At 70.9% G+C, this 17614-nt stretch carries 18 protein-coding genes; 11 read left to right on the top strand and 7 right to left on the bottom strand.

The genetic code is table 11. The features are described from left to right. Positions 1-358 precede the first annotated feature (358 nt). Entirely contained in the window at positions 359-979 is a 621-nt protein-coding gene (locus OO70_RS40210; RefSeq protein ID WP_043683312.1) for a uridine kinase family protein, read from the bottom strand. 216 nt (positions 980-1195) lie between these two features. Here OO70_RS40210 and OO70_RS40205 point away from each other — a divergent pair, with 216 nt between their 5' ends. The 4 genes from OO70_RS40205 to OO70_RS40195 all read left to right on the top strand — a co-directional run bounded on the left by OO70_RS40205 (position 1196) and on the right by OO70_RS40195 (position 4958). Beyond that, positions 1196-2557 carry a peptidase C39 family protein gene (locus OO70_RS40205; protein ID WP_043683309.1) on the top strand — a complete coding sequence of 454 codons (1362 nt, stop codon included), beginning with the start codon at positions 1196-1198 and terminating at the stop codon, positions 2555-2557. Positions 2558-2673: 116 nt separating this feature from the next. Beyond that, positions 2674-2820: an SCO1431 family membrane protein gene (locus tag OO70_RS54105; RefSeq protein ID WP_106971847.1), complete on the top strand. Its 147-nt coding sequence runs from the start codon at positions 2674-2676 to the stop codon at positions 2818-2820. Positions 2821-2885: 65 nt separating this feature from the next. Continuing rightward, entirely contained in the window at positions 2886-3545 is a 660-nt protein-coding gene (locus tag OO70_RS40200) for a TetR/AcrR family transcriptional regulator (RefSeq protein ID WP_106971846.1), read from the top strand. Between the two features lie 231 nt (positions 3546-3776). Then, positions 3777-4958: an acyl-CoA dehydrogenase family protein gene (locus OO70_RS40195; protein WP_043683302.1), complete on the top strand. Its 1182-nt coding sequence runs from the start codon at positions 3777-3779 to the stop codon at positions 4956-4958. 47 nt (positions 4959-5005) lie between these two features. On the opposite strand, the gene OO70_RS53075 is transcribed toward OO70_RS40195, so the two are convergent. Next, on the bottom strand, positions 5006-5260 hold the full coding sequence (locus OO70_RS53075) for a hypothetical protein (RefSeq protein ID WP_078651740.1): 255 nt from the start codon (positions 5258-5260) through the stop codon (positions 5006-5008). Between the two features lie 141 nt (positions 5261-5401). Between OO70_RS53075 and OO70_RS40190 the strand changes: the two genes are divergently transcribed. Continuing rightward, positions 5402-6502, top strand: coding sequence for a hypothetical protein (locus OO70_RS40190; RefSeq protein ID WP_043683299.1), 1101 nt, complete (start codon positions 5402-5404; stop codon positions 6500-6502). A gap of 48 nt (positions 6503-6550) precedes the next feature. Further along, the gene (locus OO70_RS40185) at positions 6551-7645 is read left to right on the top strand and encodes a phosphotransferase family protein (RefSeq protein WP_043683296.1); all 1095 of its coding nucleotides are present in this window, start codon (positions 6551-6553) and stop codon (positions 7643-7645) included. A 10-nt stretch (positions 7646-7655) separates the two neighbouring features. Here OO70_RS40185 and OO70_RS40180 read toward each other — a convergent pair whose 3' ends face one another. Next, positions 7656-8090 (bottom strand): hypothetical protein, encoded by a 435-nt coding sequence (locus OO70_RS40180; protein ID WP_043683293.1) that lies wholly within the window; start codon positions 8088-8090, stop codon positions 7656-7658. Between the two features lie 269 nt (positions 8091-8359). On the opposite strand from OO70_RS40180, the gene OO70_RS40175 reads away from it, so the two are divergent. From OO70_RS40175 to fxsA, 4 genes are all read left to right on the top strand, one after another. Further along, positions 8360-8800, top strand: a complete 441-nt coding sequence (locus OO70_RS40175; protein WP_043683290.1) for an Lrp/AsnC family transcriptional regulator — start codon at positions 8360-8362, stop codon at positions 8798-8800. 47 nt (positions 8801-8847) lie between these two features. Continuing rightward, on the top strand, positions 8848-10449 hold the full coding sequence (locus tag OO70_RS40170) for an amidohydrolase (protein WP_043683286.1): 1602 nt from the start codon (positions 8848-8850) through the stop codon (positions 10447-10449). Between the two features lie 532 nt (positions 10450-10981). Beyond that, the gene (locus OO70_RS40165; RefSeq protein ID WP_043683282.1) at positions 10982-11794 is read left to right on the top strand and encodes a polyprenol monophosphomannose synthase; all 813 of its coding nucleotides are present in this window, start codon (positions 10982-10984) and stop codon (positions 11792-11794) included. A gap of 72 nt (positions 11795-11866) precedes the next feature. Then, positions 11867-12424, top strand: a complete 558-nt coding sequence (gene fxsA / locus OO70_RS40160) for an FxsA family membrane protein (protein ID WP_043683280.1) — start codon at positions 11867-11869, stop codon at positions 12422-12424. A 104-nt stretch (positions 12425-12528) separates the two neighbouring features. On the opposite strand, the gene OO70_RS40155 is transcribed toward fxsA, so the two are convergent. From OO70_RS40155 to yczE, 4 genes are all read right to left on the bottom strand, one after another. Beyond that, entirely contained in the window at positions 12529-12903 is a 375-nt protein-coding gene (locus tag OO70_RS40155; protein WP_003977404.1) for an RNA polymerase-binding protein RbpA, read from the bottom strand. Between the two features lie 255 nt (positions 12904-13158). Continuing rightward, positions 13159-14508: an MFS transporter gene (locus tag OO70_RS40150; RefSeq protein ID WP_043683275.1), complete on the bottom strand. Its 1350-nt coding sequence runs from the start codon at positions 14506-14508 to the stop codon at positions 13159-13161. Between the two features lie 40 nt (positions 14509-14548). Next, positions 14549-15316 (bottom strand): glycerophosphodiester phosphodiesterase, encoded by a 768-nt coding sequence (locus OO70_RS40145; RefSeq protein WP_043683273.1) that lies wholly within the window; start codon positions 15314-15316, stop codon positions 14549-14551. Next, a complete protein-coding gene (yczE, locus tag OO70_RS40140; protein ID WP_234337045.1) occupies positions 15313-16002 on the bottom strand; it encodes a membrane protein YczE in 690 nt (229 codons plus the stop codon). Before yczE ends, OO70_RS40145 begins: the two co-directional genes overlap by 4 nt. Before the next feature lie 64 nt (positions 16003-16066). On the opposite strand from yczE, the gene OO70_RS40135 reads away from it, so the two are divergent. Continuing rightward, positions 16067-17572 carry an SCO1417 family PLP biosynthesis transcription factor gene (locus OO70_RS40135; protein WP_043683267.1) on the top strand — a complete coding sequence of 502 codons (1506 nt, stop codon included), beginning with the start codon at positions 16067-16069 and terminating at the stop codon, positions 17570-17572. The last annotated feature ends 42 nt before the right edge of the window (positions 17573-17614 follow it).

Here is a 17614-nt window from a genome sequence, read left to right as displayed (position 1 = left end):
GTGCCGCGGACGGGAGTTGCCGTGGTGCGCGAAGCAGCCGTCCGTTGGTCGCACCCTGGGCATCGTACCTGCGGGGCGGGCGCCCACCGAAGGGTGCCGCACAGGCCGTTTGACGAGGTGGGAGCAGATGGGGCGCACTCAGGACGGTGACCCAGGGTGAGCAAATCACGGCTCGTGACGGCCGGAAAAGGGGGGTGGGAGCAGAACGAAGCCCCCGATCACGGGGGAACAACCGGGGGCTTCGCGACTCTGGGCGGCTCCGAACGGCCGCACATTCAGAACGTAAGACCTGTACGGCCCCTGGGTCAAGCCGAGTTGAGGCACTCAGGGAACTTCACGCGTGAGGGTCTTCACAAGTTCAGCACACTGCGGGCGGTCCGTCACCGTGGGTCACGGCGTGGTCCGGTCCAACCGTCCCGCAGGGCCCCGGAAGCACCTCGTACCCCTTTCTCAACTCCCGTACCAGGACGTCCGCGTGGGGCCGCGAAGGGTCTTTGGCGAAGTGTTCGCGTTCCGCCTCGACCCACCCGTCCCAGAAGTCCCGCTGCTCCGTCCCGTCCCGCAACCGTCCCCGTGTCCAGGCCTCCTCCTGGGGCATCTCCATCCACAGCAGCCGCGCGAGAAACGGGCGCACCGCCCGGCGTCCGACGCCGACGCCCTCGACGAGGACCACGGGCGCGGGCTGCAGCGCGCGGGGCGTTCCGAAGTGTCGGGAGTGCCAGTCGTAGGGCGCGTAGTGCGCGGTCTCGCCGCGGCCGAGCGGTGTGATCACCTGGCTCAGGAGTCGCTCGGTCCAGCCGAACAGTTCGTCGTGGGTGGCGAGATCGTCCAGGTGCAGCACGGGGGCTCCGCCCAGCGCAGTCGCCAATCGCCCGGCGAACGTGGACTTCCCGGACCCCGCGTGCCCGTCGACGCCGACGAGCCGGACCGGGCCGCAGGACGGGGGCAGGTCGCTCAGGCAGTGGGCCAGGTCGTGCATGGCTGTTCCCGGGAGGTCGTGGGGTGATGCCGCAGGTTGCCGGGACATTCTAGTGATCGGCGGGCCTCGCCCCAGGTCATGCCAGTGGTCGATACCAATATTGGTGGGCGTGGCATGTCCCGAAGTGCTGGCAGGGGCATGCCGCCTGCGTACATAGTTGGCGCACAGCCGTCCATTGGATCTGTCCCGCATCGGACACCTGGGGGTCCTCCGCCCATGAGCAGAGCCGAACAGCCGTCCCGCAGAACCGTCCTGGCCGCCGCGGTCGCCGCCGCCGTGGTGAGCGGCGCGGGCCCGGCGGTCGCCGATACCGCCGCCCATGCCACCGACTCCGGCCGGGTCCCGACCCGTCTGGTCGACAACCATGCCTGGACCACCTACGCCGACTGGCGCAGCGGTGCCGCCCGCGGCACCCGGGCCGTCGCGGGCCCCCGCCCGGGCCTCGCCATCGGCGCCGCCCTCGGCAGCGTCGACTACGCGGACCCGCACACGGGCAAGACCGCCACCTGGGAGTACGCGACCTGGACGTCCCCCGTCCACAAGCTCTCCGTCCCCGCGACGGAGACCATCGCCTCCTGGAACGCGCACACCCCCGCCGGCACCTGGCTCCAGATCGAACTGCACGGCACGTACTCCGACGGCACGGAAACCCCCTGGTACGTGATGGGCCGCTGGGCGGCCGGCGACCAGGACATCAAGCGGACCTCCGTCGACGACCAGACGGACGGCAAGTCCACCATCTGGACGGACACCTTCGCGATCGACGACGCGACGACGGGCCTGCGCCTGGTGTCGTACCGGCTGCGCCTGACCCTCTACCGCAAGCCCGGCACCAAGCTCACCCCCACCGTGTGGCGGCTCGGCGCGATGGGCTCCGACATCCCCGACCGCTTCACCGTCCCCGCCTCCACGCCCGGGCTCGCCCAGGAGCTGATCGTCCCGCGCTACTCGCAGGAGATCCACATCGGCCAGTACCCCGAGTACGACAACGGCGGCGAGGCCTGGTGCAGCCCCACCTCCTCGCAGATGATCATCGAGTACTGGGGTGGCCGGCTCACCCCGGAGCAACTGGCCTGGGTCGACCCGACCTACGCCGACCCGCAGGTCGACAACGCGGCCCGCTTCACCTACGACTACCAGTACCAGGGCTGCGGCAACTGGCCGTTCAACGCCGCCTACGCGGCGACGTACAAGAACCTCCAGGGAGTGGTCACCCGGCTCGGCTCGCTCACCGACCTGGAGACGCTGATCGCGGCGGGCATCCCGGCCATAACGTCCCAGTCGTTCCTCAGCAGTGAGCTGACGGGTGCGGGGTACGGCACCTCCGGCCATCTGATGACCGTGATCGGTTTCACCGCCGACGGCGACGTGATCGCCAACGACCCGAACTCGCTGACCGATCCGGCCGTCCGCCGCGTCTACAAGCGTCGCGAGTGGGAGAACATCTGGCTGCGCACCAAGCGGTACAACGCCTCCGGCAAGCTCTCCTCCGGTACCGGCGGCGTCTGTTACCTCTACTTCCCGGCGCACCCGACCGCCCGTCAGCGCAAGGCACTTGCGGCAGTGGGAGTGCGCTGACCCGCACTCGGTGACCAGGGCGCCTGTGACCAAGGTCTCCGGTGCAGAAGGCGATATGGATGGCAAGGTGGACAGAACGGGGGAGTCCACCGCACATCCGACCTCTGCGAGCCACCATGACCGCACACTCAGCCAGCGCCGCCCGCACCCGTACCCGCACCGGCGGCCCCAAGGGCGACGGTCCGAAGATCGCCGAACACGTCATGGGCTGGACCCTCGTCGTGGTGATCGCGATGCTCGTGACCCAAATCGGCCTGCTGTGACCTGACGCATACTTGACCTGCCATACTGCGGTTGACCAAGCCCAGTTGGAGAGCCAGAGTCGAAATTGGAAATCAGTCAGCAGCGTGACGTCGGGCGTCCCCGGGCGCGCGGTACCGAGCGTTCCTTGGCGCGCCGCGCCGAACTCATCACCATTGGCCGGAAGTTGTTCGCCGACACGTCCTACGACGCGCTGTCCATGGACGACATCGCGCGGCAGGCCCATGTCGCCAAGGGGCTGATCTACTACTACTTCCAGTCCAAGCGCGGCTACTACCTGGCGATCATCAACGACTCCGTCGCCGACCTGGTGACCTTCGCGGCGAGCGGTCTCGAACTTCCCCAACTGGACCGCGTACAGCGGACGATGGACAGCTATCTGCGCTGGGCCGAGCACAACCAGGCCGCGTACCGCACGATCGTGAGCGGCGGCGTCGGCTTCGACACCGAGGTGCACGCCATCCGCGACGGGGTGCGCGCGGCGATCGTCGCGACCATCGCCGACGGGGCGTACGGCCGCACCGACATCTCCCGGATCGCGCGCATGGGCCTGTTCGGCTGGGTGTGCAGCGTCGAGGGCGCGACCCTCGAGTGGATCAGCGGCCCCGACCTGTCCCGCGAGACGATGCGCGAACTCCTCGTGAAGACCCTCGGCGGCACCTTGCGCGCCATCGAGGAGCTGGACCCGGCGTATCCGGCGCCGAAGCCGGCCCGCCGGGACGGCTGAGCAGGCGCTCCGGACCAGTTCCGAACGACCGGGTTATTCTTGAAGTAAGCGGTCGTTAACTGGTGACGAGAGGCCTCCGATCGGGCATACTCACAGCGCAGAGCCGCTGGTCAGCCGCTTCCGAGACCCGGAAGCGGGAGCAGCGGCCGTACCCGTGCGATACCCGGCGGACTCGCCTCGACCCAAGGCGTACGCCCGCCGATGTGCCCGACAAGGGAGGAGAGCGTCGCCATGCCCGACCGCGCCCCGCAGCCGGTGGACCGGCAACTGCCCACGGACGAGGCCCGGGATCTGATCTCGCTGGTCCGCGACATCGCGCAGCGAGAGATCGCCCCGAGGGCGGCCGAGGAAGAGGACGCCGGACACTTCCCGCGCGAGATCTTCACCCTGCTCTCCGAGTCCGGACTGCTCGGCCTCCCGTACGACTCCGAGTACGGCGGCGGCGATCAGCCGTACGAGGTCTACCTCCAGGTCCTCGAAGAGCTTGCGGCGGCCCGCCTCACCGTCGGTCTCGGCGTCAGCGTCCACTCCCTCTCCTGCCACGCCCTGGCCAACTACGGCACCAAGCAGCAGCAGGTCGAGCACCTCCCCGCGATGCTCGGCGGCGGACTCCTCGGCGCCTACTGCCTCTCCGAACCGTCCTCCGGCTCCGACGCGGCCTCCCTGCGCACGAAGGCGGTACGGGACGGCGAGGACTGGGTGATCGACGGCACGAAGGCCTGGATCACGCACGGCGGCATCGCCGACTTCTACACGGTCATGGCCCGCACCGGCGAGGACGGCCCGCGCGGGATCAGCGCCTTCCTGGTGCCCGGCGACGCGCCCGGCCTGAGCCCCGCGGCACCGGAGAAGAAGATGGGCATGAAGGGCTCGCCCACCGCACAGGTCCACTTCGACGGCGTCCGCGTCCCCGACGAGCGCCGCATCGGCGAGGAGGGCCAGGGCTTCGCGATCGCCCTGTCCGCACTGGACTCCGGGCGGCTCGGCATCGCCGCCTGCGCGATCGGCGTGGCCCAGGCCGCGCTCGACGAGGCGGTGGCCTACGCGACCGGGCGGCAGCAGTTCGGGCGCCCGATCTCCGACTTCCAGGGCCTGCGCTTCATGCTCGCCGACATGGCCACCCAGATCGAGGCCGGCCGGGCGCTCTACCTCGCGGCGGCCCGACTGCGCGACGCGGGCCGCCCGTTCGCCAAACAGGCCGCCATGGCCAAGCTGCACTGCACCGACACCGCGATGAAGGCGACCATCGACGCCGTCCAGGTCCTCGGCGGATACGGCTACACCGCCGACTTCCCGGTCGAGCGCTACATGCGCGAGGCCAAGGTCCTGCAGATCGTCGAGGGCACCAACCAGATCCAGCGCATGGTCATCGCCCGCCACCTGGCAGGCCCCGAAGCTCACCGAACCGGCTGAGCCCCGGGCTCTGTCCGGCGGACCGTGCCGCAGGCTCCGCGCCCCGCTCACCAGTGCAGATCAGGCGCCGTGGACTCCCTCCAGCCCGATCCGTCGGACAGACTCTGCGGCGGCGCCGCCAGCCGCACCCACTCCGGGTCGTGACGCCCCGGCAGGGTGCGGCCCCGGTCGGCCCAACTCCGCATGAGATCACGGTAGATGGGCGGGTCCAGCGGCTGCGGCGGCGCGGGCGGAACCGATTCTTCCGGTGCGGGGACGTAGAGACGGCGCTGCCGTCCGGTCGGCGCATATGTGGCGGTCATACCAAGGCAACGTAAAGGCGCGTTGACAGGTCACCGGTGCATGTAATCGAGCGTGAGTTCACCGGCGTACGGGCCTCGGCTCTGGCGACCGCACACTTCCTGACGTACCGTCACCTCCACTGTCCCCAGGGGAGGTTAGCCGTGGCAGACGACCGTCCCGTGCCCCTCGACGAGTACCCCGTGCACCAGGTCCCCCTGTCGATGAAGCACGTCGCGACCGGCGACCGGAACGCCTACGACCGCTGCATCTTCCACGTCCTCGACCACGAGGGCCGCGCCCTGCTCATCCTCGGTCTCGGCGTCTACCCCAACGTAGGCGTGATCGACGCCTACGCGACCTTCCGCACCGGCGACACCCTGCACGCGGTCCGCGCCTCGGACGCCCTCGGCGACGACCGCATGCACCTCGCCGTGGGCCCGTTGCGCATCGAGGTGAAGGAGCCGCTGCGCCGACTGCGTCTGCGCTGCGAGGACAACTCCCTTTCGTACGACCTCACTTGGACTGCGGAGTTCCCCGCCCTCTGGGAACCCCACCACGTCCAGTACCGCGGCGACCGGCTCACCCTCGAAGGGCGCCGCTTCGTCCAGGCCGGCGGTGTGGAGGGCGTGATCCGCGCCGGCGACGAGGAGTTCCGGGTCACCGCCGACGGCTGGACCGGTACCCGTGACCGCAGTTGGGGCGTGCGGCCCATCCCCGGCGAGGAGGGCGGCCGGCTCGCCGAGGAGCACAGGAACGAGGGCTTCCATTGGATCTGGTGCCCGGTCCGCTTCGAGGACAGCTTCCTCATGGTCATCGTCCAGGAGGACGCCGACGGCCACCGCACCCTGAACGAGGCGACCGTGGTCCGCCCCGGCCACCGCGACCGCCAACTCGGCTGGCCCCAGGCCGAGATCACCTACCGCTCCGGCACCCGCCACCCCGAGCGCGCCCTCATCCACCTCGGCGACGCCCGCAAACCGCAGGAACTCGAGGTCGAGATCCTGACCTCCTCACCCCTGGCGATCGGCGCCGGCTACCCGCCCGCCGACGACTGGCAGCACGGCACCTGGCGCGGTCCCGAGTGGCTCGACCGACGCACCTACGACCTCACCGCGCCTGCCCCGCTCGCGGCCTACGGCGTCACCGACCACGCGGCCCGCTTCCGCCTCGACGGCCGGACCGGCCACGGCATCTTCGAGCACGGCTCGTTCGGCCGCCACGACCCGAGCGGCTTCACCGGCTTCGACTCGGTCGCGCCGTAAGCCGGTTGAGGTGACATCTCGACGGCAGCGTAAGGGAGTTGAGACGGCATGGCGACAGCGCCCCGCCCCCGCACGACCACCCGTGACCCCGAGGAGCTCACCCATCGCCTCACCGCCTGGCTCGACACCCGCCTGCCCGGCGCCAAGGCGGTCGACGTCACTGTCCCCGCGTCGAACGGCATGTCCAGCGAGACCCTGCTCTTCGACATCGAACACCCCGAACCACCGCTCCGCGCCTGCGCGTTGAGACTCGCGGCCGACCCGGCGGCGTACACCGTCTTCCCGGTCTACGACATGCCGCGCCAGTTCCGCACGATGCGCCTGGTCGCCGACCGCACGGATCTCCCGGTACCGGAAGTCCGCTGGCTGGAGGAGGATCCCGCCCCGCTCGGCGCGCCGTTCTTCGTCATGGAACGTGCCGAGGGACGTGTACCGCCGGACGTCATGCCCTATACGTACGAGGGCAATTGGCTGCACGCGGCGACCGACGCGGAACGCGCACACCTGGAGGCAGTATCGATCGCGCTCATCGCCCGCCTGCACGACCAAGTCCCGCTGTCCGAGGCCGAGTTCCTCGCGCTCCCCGGCAACGGCGATGCCCTGAGCCGCCACGTCGCATCCCAACGCGCCTACTACGACTGGGTGGTTGACGGGCTCGCCCGCTCACCCCTCATCGAGAGCGCCTTCGACCGGCTGACGGAGCTCTGGCCGACCGACCCGGGCGAGACGGTCCTCAACTGGGGCGACGCGCGCATCGGGAACGTCGTCTACGACAGGTTCGACCCCGTCGCCGTCCTCGACTGGGAGATGGCGGCACCGGCCCCGCGCGAGGTGGACCTCGGCTGGACCGTCTATCTGCACCGATTCTTCCAGGACCTCACGGTCGCCTTCGGCCAGCCGGGCCTGCCGGAGTTCTTCCGCCGGGACCGGGTGGAGGCCCGGTACGCCGCACTCACCGGTCACACCCCGCGCGACATGGACTTCTACACCCTGTACGCCGCCCTGCGGCAAGCGATCGTGATGCTGCGCGTCGCCTACCGGCAGGTGCACTTCGGGGAGCGGGCCGTCCCGGCGGACCCGGACACACTGATCCTGCACCACGGCAGCCTGCGGGCCATGGTGCAGGGCAGCTACTGGGGTTGAGCGAGTGCGCTCAGGCGGCGCGGCGCATGTCCGGCACCCGCATCGGGCGCGAGCTGGGACCACCGACGTGCGAGAACGGCTGCGTCCGCCAGTCGAGGCCCTGAGGGAGCGTCAACAGCAGCGCGGTGTCCTGCTCCTGGAGGTCCGCGGACTCGTCCGCGGACCGGGCGTCGGCCGCCTCACGGCCCGTACCCGCACAGACCGTCAGCCCGAACGGGTTCCACGGCGAGGCGCACAGCGCGTGCTCCGGCAGAACCTCCTCGTCCGCGAGGAGAGCGATGGGCTGCACGCAGTCCGGGCAGATCACCCGGTACATCTCGAAGGTGTCGTACTCGTCGAGCTCGTCGGCCTCGAAGCCGTCCGGTTCGACGCCCTCCGGCTGGGGCTCGACGACGAGCTGCGGCCGCTTGGGCGCGGTGCGTCCAGGGCGCTTCACACTCTGCATGGGTTTCTCCCCCTACTGGGCTGGGCCGTGAAGGCGCTGCGGCCTCGACCACAGCAAGCACTTCCCGTCCGGTCTCCGCGGTAATCACGAGACCATCACGGAGACCGCTCGGGACCTGTGGCGTTCGTCACATGCCGCCCGCAGATGCCCGGGGCGGCGGATTTGTCCCCGGCTGACGCACGAGCCGCTCCCGGCAACATCACGAACCGGGTATGACCTGCGCCGCTGAGCTATCCGAGGAGATCAGCGGCCATGTAAGTTCTTGCGCCATGGAGGAGCTGGACCGACAAATCGTGCAGCTGCTCGTCAAGGACGGGCGGATGAGCTACACAGACCTGGGCAAGGCCACGGGCCTGTCCACGTCGGCCGTGCACCAACGGGTGCGCCGGCTGGAGCAGCGTGGCGTCATCCGCGGGTACGCGGCGGTCGTCGACCCGGAGGCGGTGGGCCTGCCCATGACCGCCTTCATCTCGGTGAAACCGTTCGACCCCAGCGCCCCCGACGACATCGCGGACCGCCTCTCCGGCGTCCCCGAGATCGAGGCCTGCCACAGCGTCGCCGGCGACGAGAACTACATCCTCAAGGTGCGGGTCTCCACCCCGCACGAACTGGAGGAACTGCTGGCCCGGCTGCGCGGCCTGGCCGGCGTCTCGACCCGGACCACGGTGGTGCTGTCGACGCCGTACGAGGCCCGACCGCCGCGCATCTGACGGACCTGCGTGCGGGGCGTCGCCGGCGAGGCGCGAGACTGTTCCCCATGAGTGAGCGCACCCCCGAGCCGAAGACCGTCCTGCTCCGTCGCGGCGAGGTCCACAGTCCCGCCGACCCCTTCGCGACCGCGATGGTCGTGGAGCGCGGCCAGGTCGCCTGGGTCGGCTCCGAGGGCGCCGCCGACGCGTTCGCTGACGGTGTCGACGAGGTGGTCGACCTGGATGGCGGACTGGTCACCCCGGCGTTCACCGACGCACACGTGCACACCACCGCCACCGGCCTCGCGCTCACCGGCCTCGACCTGTCCGGCGCGCCCTCCCTGGAGGCGGCTCTGTCCCTCGTGCGGGACTTCGCCGCCGCCCGCCCGGCCGACCGCGTCCTGCTCGGCCACGGCTGGGACGCCGCCCGCTGGCCGGGGGGCCGCCCGCCGACCCGCGCCGAACTCGACGCGGCGACGGGCGGGCGCCCGCTCTACCTCACCCGCATCGACGTCCACTCGGCGGTCGTCACCACGGCCCTGCTCGACCTGGTCCCCGGCTTCGACGCACCGGACGGCCCCCTCACCGCCGACGCCCACCACACCGTCCGCGCCACCGCGCTCGCCGCCATCACGCCCGAGCAGCGCACCGAGGCCCAGCGCACCGCCCTCGCCCACGCGGCCTCCCTGGGCGTCGGCTCGGTCCACGAGTGCGCCGGACCCGAGATCTCCTCCGAGGACGACTTCACGGGCCTGCTGCGGCTCGCCGAAGAGGAGCCGGGGCCGCGTGTCGTCGGCTACTGGGCCGAGCAGGATGTCGAGAAGGCGCGGGAGCTGGGCGCCGTAGGAGCGGCGGGTGACCTCTTCGTCGACGGCGCCCTCGGGTCGCACACCGCCTGCCTGCACCAGCCGTACACCGACGCCGGACACACCGGCCTCGCGTACCTCGACGCGGACGCCGTCGCCGCCCATGTCGTCGCCTGCACCGAGGCGGGCCTCCAGGCGGGCTTCCACGCCATCGGGGACGCCGCCGTGACCGCGGTGGTCGACGGCGTCCGCGCAGCCGCCGAGAAGGTCGGCCTGCCCCGCGTCCGCGCCGCCCGCCATCGCGTCGAACACGCCGAGATGCTCACCCCGGAAACCATCGCGGCCTTCGCCGAACTGGGCCTGACCGCCTCCGTGCAGCCCGCCTTCGACGCGCTGTGGGGCGGCGAGGACGGCATGTACGCCCAGCGCCTCGGTGCCGAGCGGGCGCGCGCCCTGAACCCCTTCGCGGCCCTGCTCCGGGCCGGTGTCCCGCTCGCCTTCGGCTCCGACAGCCCGGTCACCCCGGTCGACCCGTGGGGCACGGTCCGCGCCGCCGCGTTCCACCGAACGGCTGAACATCGGGTCTCCGTCCGGGCCGCGTTCACCGCACATACCCGGGGCGGCTGGCGGGCCGTAGGACGGGACGACGCGGGTGTTCTGGTCCCGGGCGCGCCCGCCGACTACGCCGTCTGGCGGACCGACGCCCTGGTCGTGCAGGCGCCCGACGACCGGGTCGCGCGCTGGTCGACCGACCCGCGCTCCGGCACACCAGGACTGCCCGACCTGACGCCGGGCGGTGACCTCCCCGTCTGCCTGCGCACCGTCGTGGGCGGACGGACGGTGTTCGTACGGCCGGGCGAGTGATCTCCCGGGGTGGCGCGCCCCCGATCCACGGCCGCCGCGCCGTCGCGCGACCTGCGCATCCTCGGCCCTGACCAGCCAGTTGAGGGAGAAAGGGCAGGTCAGACGGCTGTTGACAGGCGGGCGCAGGGGGCCGGTAGGTTCGTCCGAGTCCACCACCGGACGCCCGACCGGGGAACCTCCGAACAATCGCCGAAGCGCCGCTGGGTCAGGGACGGTGTGCCGCACCGGGCACCGCCACTGGGAGCCAGGCTCAGCGCCCGCGCCACGGCGAGGGAACGTTCCGGCCGGTCGGCTGGTGTGACCCGGGTGGGGCCCGGACGTCCAGTAGACAACGGCTTTGGTCGACCCGCAGCCGGCGGGTCCCAGGTCGGCCCGAAGGGCGCCGGGCCCCCATCCGCAGCACATAGGTGCCGAAAAGCGCGTTCTTACCCCGTTCTTGTCGAATCGACACCAGCGTACGAACGACCTGGCACGTCAACCCAGGCGGCGGCCACTATGGTGGATGCCTGCGTACGGACATGAAGGGGCAGCAGTGAACGACGGCGACGGTGCCCTCGCGGCACAGGCCCAGGGGCGGAAGTTCGGCCCGCTCGGCACGGCCTTGGTGATCATCCCGACCTACAACGAGGCGGAGAACATCAAGTCCATCGTCGGTCGGGTGCGGAAGTCGGTCCCCGAGGCGCATGTCCTCGTGGCCGACGACAACAGCCCCGACGGCACAGGCAAGCTGGCCGACGAGCTGGCGGCCGAGGACGAACAGGTCCAGGTGCTGCACCGCAAGGGCAAGGAAGGCCTCGGTGCCGCCTACCTGGCGGGCTTCCGCTGGGGCATCGACAACGGCTACGGCGTGCTCGTCGAGATGGACGCCGACGGCTCCCACCAGCCCGAGGAGCTGCCCAGGCTGCTCACCGCCCTCAAGGGCGCGGACCTGGTGCTCGGCTCCCGCTGGGTGCCCGGCGGCCGGGTGGTGAACTGGCCGAAGTCCCGCGAGTTCATCTCCCGAGGCGGCAGCCTCTACTCGCGCGTGGCCCTCGACCTCCCGCTGCGCGACATCACGGGCGGCTACCGCGCCTTCCGCAAGGAGACCCTCGAAGGCCTCGGCCTGGACGACGTGGCCTCCCAGGGCTACTGCTTCCAGGTCGACCTGGCCCGCCGCGCCGTCAAGGCCGGCTACCACGTCGTCGAGGTCCCCATCACCTTCGTGGAGCGCGAACTCGGCGACTCCAAGATGAGCCGCGACATCCTCGTCGAGGCCCTGTGGCGGGTCACGACCTGGGGCGTGGGGGAGCGGTTCGGCAAGCTCCGCGGCCGGGGCAAGCCCGCAGGAAAGCCCGCACAGCCGTAGCTCTACGACTTCACAGGCCTCGTTGATCGTCCGCTTATCCCGCACTGAGCCGGGCCCAGGCACACTGGACGTATGACGACTGGCGCACCCACCCCTTCCTCCGCCGCCCGGCCTCCGCGTTCCCGGCTGCGTACGTTCCTGCCGCTGGGCATCGCCGTGTGGCTGGTGCTGGAGATCTGGCTGCTGACCGTGGTGGCGGGCGCGTCGAGCGGTCTTACGGTCTTCCTGCTGCTGCTCGCCGGGTTCGTGCTCGGCGCCGTGGTGATCAAGCGGGCGGGTCGGCGTGCCTTTCAGAACCTGAGCCAGGCCGTGCAGCAGGGCACCGCCCCGGCCAGCGGCGGTGGCAGCGGCCTGATGATGCTGGGCGGCCTGCTGCTGATGATCCCCGGTCTGATCTCGGACGCGGCGGGCCTGCTCCTGCTCGTCCCGCCGGTCCAGAAGGCCCTGGGGCGCTATGCGGAGCGCACGGTCGAGCGGAAGCTGCGCAAGGCCGCTCCGGGCACCCTGGGGGACGCCTTCCAGCAGGCCCGTATGCACCGCCCGGACGGCAAGGTCGTCCAGGGCGAGGTCATCCGGGACGAGCCCGGCAGCGACGCGCCGCAGGGCCCGCGCCCGCCGCTCACCCGCTGACCCGGACGCGGACAGGCAAAAGCGCGGGCGCCGTACATGTTCGTACGGCGCCCGCGCTTACTTGCTTTGTGCTTGTGCGGTAGAACCGCTCCGCACCTTCAGGACTAGGCCGACTTGCGGCTGTCCCTCGGGTGAACCGCGATATTCATCGCGCCGGAGCGGAGAACGGCAAGACGCTCCTCGAGGACCTCTTCGAGTTCCTCTCGGGTGCGCCGCTCCATCAGCATGTCCCAGTGGGTACGCGCGGGCTTGGCCTTCTTTTCCTCAGGGCCGTCGCCGTCGACCAGGAGTGCCTGGGCCCCGCAGACCTTGCACTCCCACTCCGGCGGGATCTCCGCCTCGACCGAGAAGGGCATCTCAAAGCGATGTCCCTTCTCGCATGCGTACTCCACGGCCTGGCGTGGCGCCAGGTCGATACCGCGGTCCGTCTCGTAGCTGGTCACCACGAGGCGCGTGCCGCGAAGAGCTCGCTCACTCATGAATCGTGCCTCCCGGGCTTGTCGCCCACAGGACAGGTGTCGCTGTCGTCGTCATCCGGTCAACGTCCGGTCGGCGGTAAAGATTCCCGTACGGGGTCATGCGTCGCCGTCGTAGCCGCCCCTTGTTGTACCCACCAGCGCCCGGTTTGTCACATCTACTAGCAGATGTCACCTAGCGATTCGTCATCTTTGACGCGCAGTAACGGTACGCCAGGCAGGCCAAACGCGTACACTACCGCCCTTTCGCCTTGAGCGCTAAATCCTCGCGGGAAGAGGATTCCCCGCGTCGCTGATCGCCCGCGCCACCGGAACCCGTGCGAGCAGCACGAACCCGACGACGAAGAAGACCACCAGGGAGATGATCGCGTCCCGATAACTTCCGGTCAGCTGGTACGTCACCCCGAACAGAAGCGGTCCCAGCCAGCTCATGCCCCGATCGCTCATCTCGTACGCCGAGAAGTACTCGGCCTCCTTGCCGGGCGGCACGAGATGGGAGAACAGGGACCGGGACAGCGCCTGGCTGCCGCCCAGTACCAGGCCGATCCCGGCGGCCAGCACGAAGAACCAGACGGGCGCGCCGGCGGGCAGGAAGTACCCGGCGGCCAGCGTCACCGTCCACGCTACGAGCGAGCCGAGAATCGTCCGCTTGGCTCCGTACGTCCGGGCGAGTCGCCCCATGCCGAGCGCCCCCGCCACCGCCAGCACCTGGACCATCAGCACGGCCGTGATGAGCGTGGACTGGCTCAGGCCGAGTTCCTCGGAGCCGTACACGGATGCCTGCGAGATCACCGTCTGGATGCCGTCGTTGTAGATCAGGTAGGCGAACAGGAAGGACAGGGTGAGCGGTTTGCCGCGCATGTCCCTGACGGTCGCCGCGAGCTGCCGCCAGCCCTGCGCCGTGGGCGCCTCGGACGTCGTACGGCCGCGGTCGCGCAGTCGTTTCAGCGGTACGAGGGTGAAGGCGCCCCACCAGATCCCGGCCGAGGCGAGACAGATGCGGACGGCCATCGATTCGGACAGGCCGAAGGAGTCGTGGGCGGTGAACAGGATCAGGTTCAGAACGAGGACCAGGGCGCCCGCCGCGTAGCCGAAGGCCCAGCCCCGGGACGAGACCGCGTCGCGTTCCTCGGGCGGGGCGATCTGCGGGAGGTAGGAGTTGTACAGGACCATCGAGACGGCCACCGAGGAGTTGGCGACGATCAGCAGGAAGCCGCCGAGCAGATAGCGGTCGCCGTCCAGGAAGAACAGGCCCGTGGTGGCGGTCGCGCCCACATAGGCGGCGAGCGCCAGGAGGGGCTTCTTGCGGCCCGTGCGGTCGGCCGCCGCGCCCGCGAGGGGCATGACGAGGATCGACACGATGACGGACGCGGACACGGTGTAGGCGAAGAAGGACCCCGCGCGGACCGGTATCCCCAGGGGATGCACGAACCCGTCCGGGTCGGCCGCCGACTTCGCGACCGAGGTCAGATAGGGGCCCAGGAACACGGTGAGCACGCTCGTCGAGTAGACGGAGCAGGCCCAGTCGTAGAAGTACCAGCCGCGCTGTTCGCGCCGCCGCTCGGCTGCCTCGTCGGCCTCCGGTGACCGCAGGGTGTCGGTACCCACCCGTGCCCTCGCTTCCCCGTGCACGCGTCGCCCCGGGGGCTCAGGCCCAGACGCCCCGCTCCACCATGACCTCGCGCAGTGTGTCGATGTGATCGGTCATGATGCCATCCACTCCCAGGTCAAGGAGCCGGTGCATGCGATCGGCCTCGTTGATGGTCCACACATGGACCTGCACTCCACGCGCGTGTGCCGCTCGCACGAAGCGTCGGTCAACCACGGGGACGCCCGACTGCTCCTCGGGCACCTGTGCGGCGACCGCCGAACGGCGCACCGGAAGGGGCGCGCCCCAGGACCGCAGCCGCAGGTTCAGCACCCCGCGCGTGCCGAACGACGTGGCCAGGCGCGGCCCGGCCAGGTGCTGGGCGCGGACCACACGCTTCTCGGAGAATGAGCCGACGCAGACGCGGTTCCAGGAGTCGGTGCGCTCCAGGAGGTCCAGCAGGGGGTGGAGCGCCGGCTCCGCCTTGATGTCGACGTTCCAGCGCACCTCGGGGAAGGTCTCCAGCAGCTCCTCGAAGAGGGGCACCGGTTCCTTGCCCGCCACGCGCGCCTGGCTCACGTCCGACCAGAACAGATCCGCGATCCGGCCCGCGCCGTCGGTCACCCGGTCGAGGGTCTCGTCGTGGAAGGCGACGAGCTTCCCGTCCGCCGTGGCGTGGACATCGGTCTCGATGTACCGGTAGCCCAGCTCGACCGCGCGGCGGAACTGGAACACGGTGTTCTCCAGGCCGTCCGCCGCGCCGCCCCGGTGGGCGAAGGGGATCGGGCCGGGGTGGTCGAGGTACGGATGACGTATGAGCGTGGTCACCCGGGCAGTATCGCCCGTTCCGGTGACCCGGTGGCTACGACCGTGCTGCCGCCGGATGCCGAGGGGGCGGCGAAGACGCGAAGGAACACCTGGGCGAGCGGGCCGATCGCCAGGGCGTAGAGCAGCGTGCCGATGCCCACCGTGCCGCCCAGCGCGAAACCGGTGGCCACGACGGAGACCTCAAGGCCCGTGCGGATCAGGCGGATCGATCGGCCGGTGCGCTGATGCAGCCCGGTCATCAGCCCGTCGCGCGGGCCCGGTCCGAAGCTCGCGGAGATGTAGAGGCCGGTGGCGACCCCGTTGAGCAGGATGCCCGCCAGCAGCAGCGGAATCCGTACGGCCAGGCCGTGTGCGTCGGGCACCAGCGCGAGGGTGCCGTCCATGGCCAGGCCGACCACGAACACGTTGGAGACCGTGCCCAGGCCCGGGCGCTGGCGCAGCGGTATCCACAGGAGCAGCACCGCCGCGCCCACGATGATCGAGACGACGCCGATCGTCAGGCCGGTGAGTTCGGCGAGGCCCTGGTGCAGCACGTTCCAGGGCTCCAGGCCCAGACCCGACACCACCAGGAGTGCCGAACTGGCGCCGTAGAGCGCGAGTCCGACGTACAGCTGGATCAACCGTCGCCCGAGACGGTTCCGCGTGGACAAAGGGTGCCCCCTGGTGGTGGTAGTGGCCTGACGCATGACACTCTGTGGCTTGAGAACGAACGGTAACCATGGCCAATTCCGGGAAGGTGGACTGGTTTCCATGGCGCAGTGGACCTCAGCGATGGGCGCCGCACAGCTCGCCCGGCTGCTCAACTCCCAGCAGGACCGGCCGGCCGGGCCCGGCACTCGCCGCCCGCCCGCCTATCGCGCGCTCGCGGACGGCATCCGCCTCCTCGTGCTGGAGGGGCGTGTTCCGGTGGCCGCCCGGCTGCCCGCCGAGCGGGAGTTGGCGCTCGCGCTGTCCGTCAGCCGCACCACCGTTGCCGCCGCCTACGAGGCGCTGCGCACTGAGGGGTTCCTGGAGTCGCGGCGCGGGGCCGGCAGCTGGACCGCCGTACCGGCCGGTAATCCACTCCCCGCGCGCGGGTTGGAGCCGTTGCCCCCGGAGGCCCTCGGTTCGGTGATCGACCTGGGCTGCGCCGCCCTGCCCGCGCCCGAGCCGTGGCTCACCCGCGCTGTGCACGGCGCCCTGGAAGAACTGCCGCCGTACGCCCACACGCACGGCGACTACCCGGCCGGGCTGCCCGCGCTGCGCGCGATGATCGCCGAGCGGTACACCCTGCGCGGGATTCCGACCATGCCCGAGCAGATCATGGTCACGACCGGCGCGATGGGTGCCATCGACGCCATCTGCCATCTCTTCGCGGGGCGCGGCGAGCGGGTCGCCGTCGAGTCGCCCTCGTACGCCAACATCCTCCAGCTGATGCGGGAGGCGGGCGCGCGGCTGGTGCCCGTGGCGATGGCCGAGGGGCTCTCCGGCTGGGACATGGACCGCTGGCGGCAGGTGCTGCGGGACGCCGCGCCCCGGCTCGCGTACGTGGTCGCGGACTTCCACAACCCGACCGGTGCCCTCGCCGACGACGACCAGCGGCGTCAACTCGTGGACGCGGCTCGCTCGGCAGGCACCGTGCTCGTCGCCGACGAGACGATGTCCGAGCTGTGGCTGGACGACGACGTCGACATGCCGCGTCCCGTCTGCGGCTTCGACCCGGCCGGTTCTACGGTCATCACCGTCGGCTCCGCCAGCAAGGCCTTCTGGGCGGGCATGCGCATCGGCTGGGTGCGCGCGGCCCCCGATGTGATCCGCAGCCTGGTCGCCGCCCGCGCCTACGCCGACCTCGGCACACCGGTGCTTGAGCAGCTCGCCGTCAACTGGCTGTTCAGCACGGGCGGTTGGGAGCAAGCGGTCGACATCCGGCGCAGCCAGGCCCGGGAGAACCGGGACGCGCTGGTCGCGGCGGTACGGCGGGAGCTGCCGGGCTGGGAGTTCGAGGTGCCCAGGGGCGGGCTCACGCTGTGGGTGCGCACGGGCGGTCTTTCGGGCTCGCGGCTCGCCGAGATGGGGGAGCGCGTGGGGGTGCGGGTGCCGTCCGGGCCGCGCTTCGGCGTAGACGGGGCCTTCGAGGGGTATGTGCGGCTGCCGTTCACCGTGGGCGGCGCGGTGGCCGAGGAGGCGGCGGCACGGCTTGCCGCGGCGGCCCGGCTGGTGGAGAACGGGGTCAGCGGGGGCGGCGGCGCCGAATCGCCGCGGACGTTCGTGGCGTAGCCGAGGAAGGACGTACCGGGGGTCGGCGCGGGCGGGCGACTC

Source organism: Streptomyces xylophagus (assembly GCF_000716435.1).
GTDB classification, from domain to species: Bacteria; Actinomycetota; Actinomycetes; order Streptomycetales; family Streptomycetaceae; genus Streptomyces; species Streptomyces xylophagus.
This window is presented reverse-complemented; position numbering and strand designations above follow the sequence as displayed.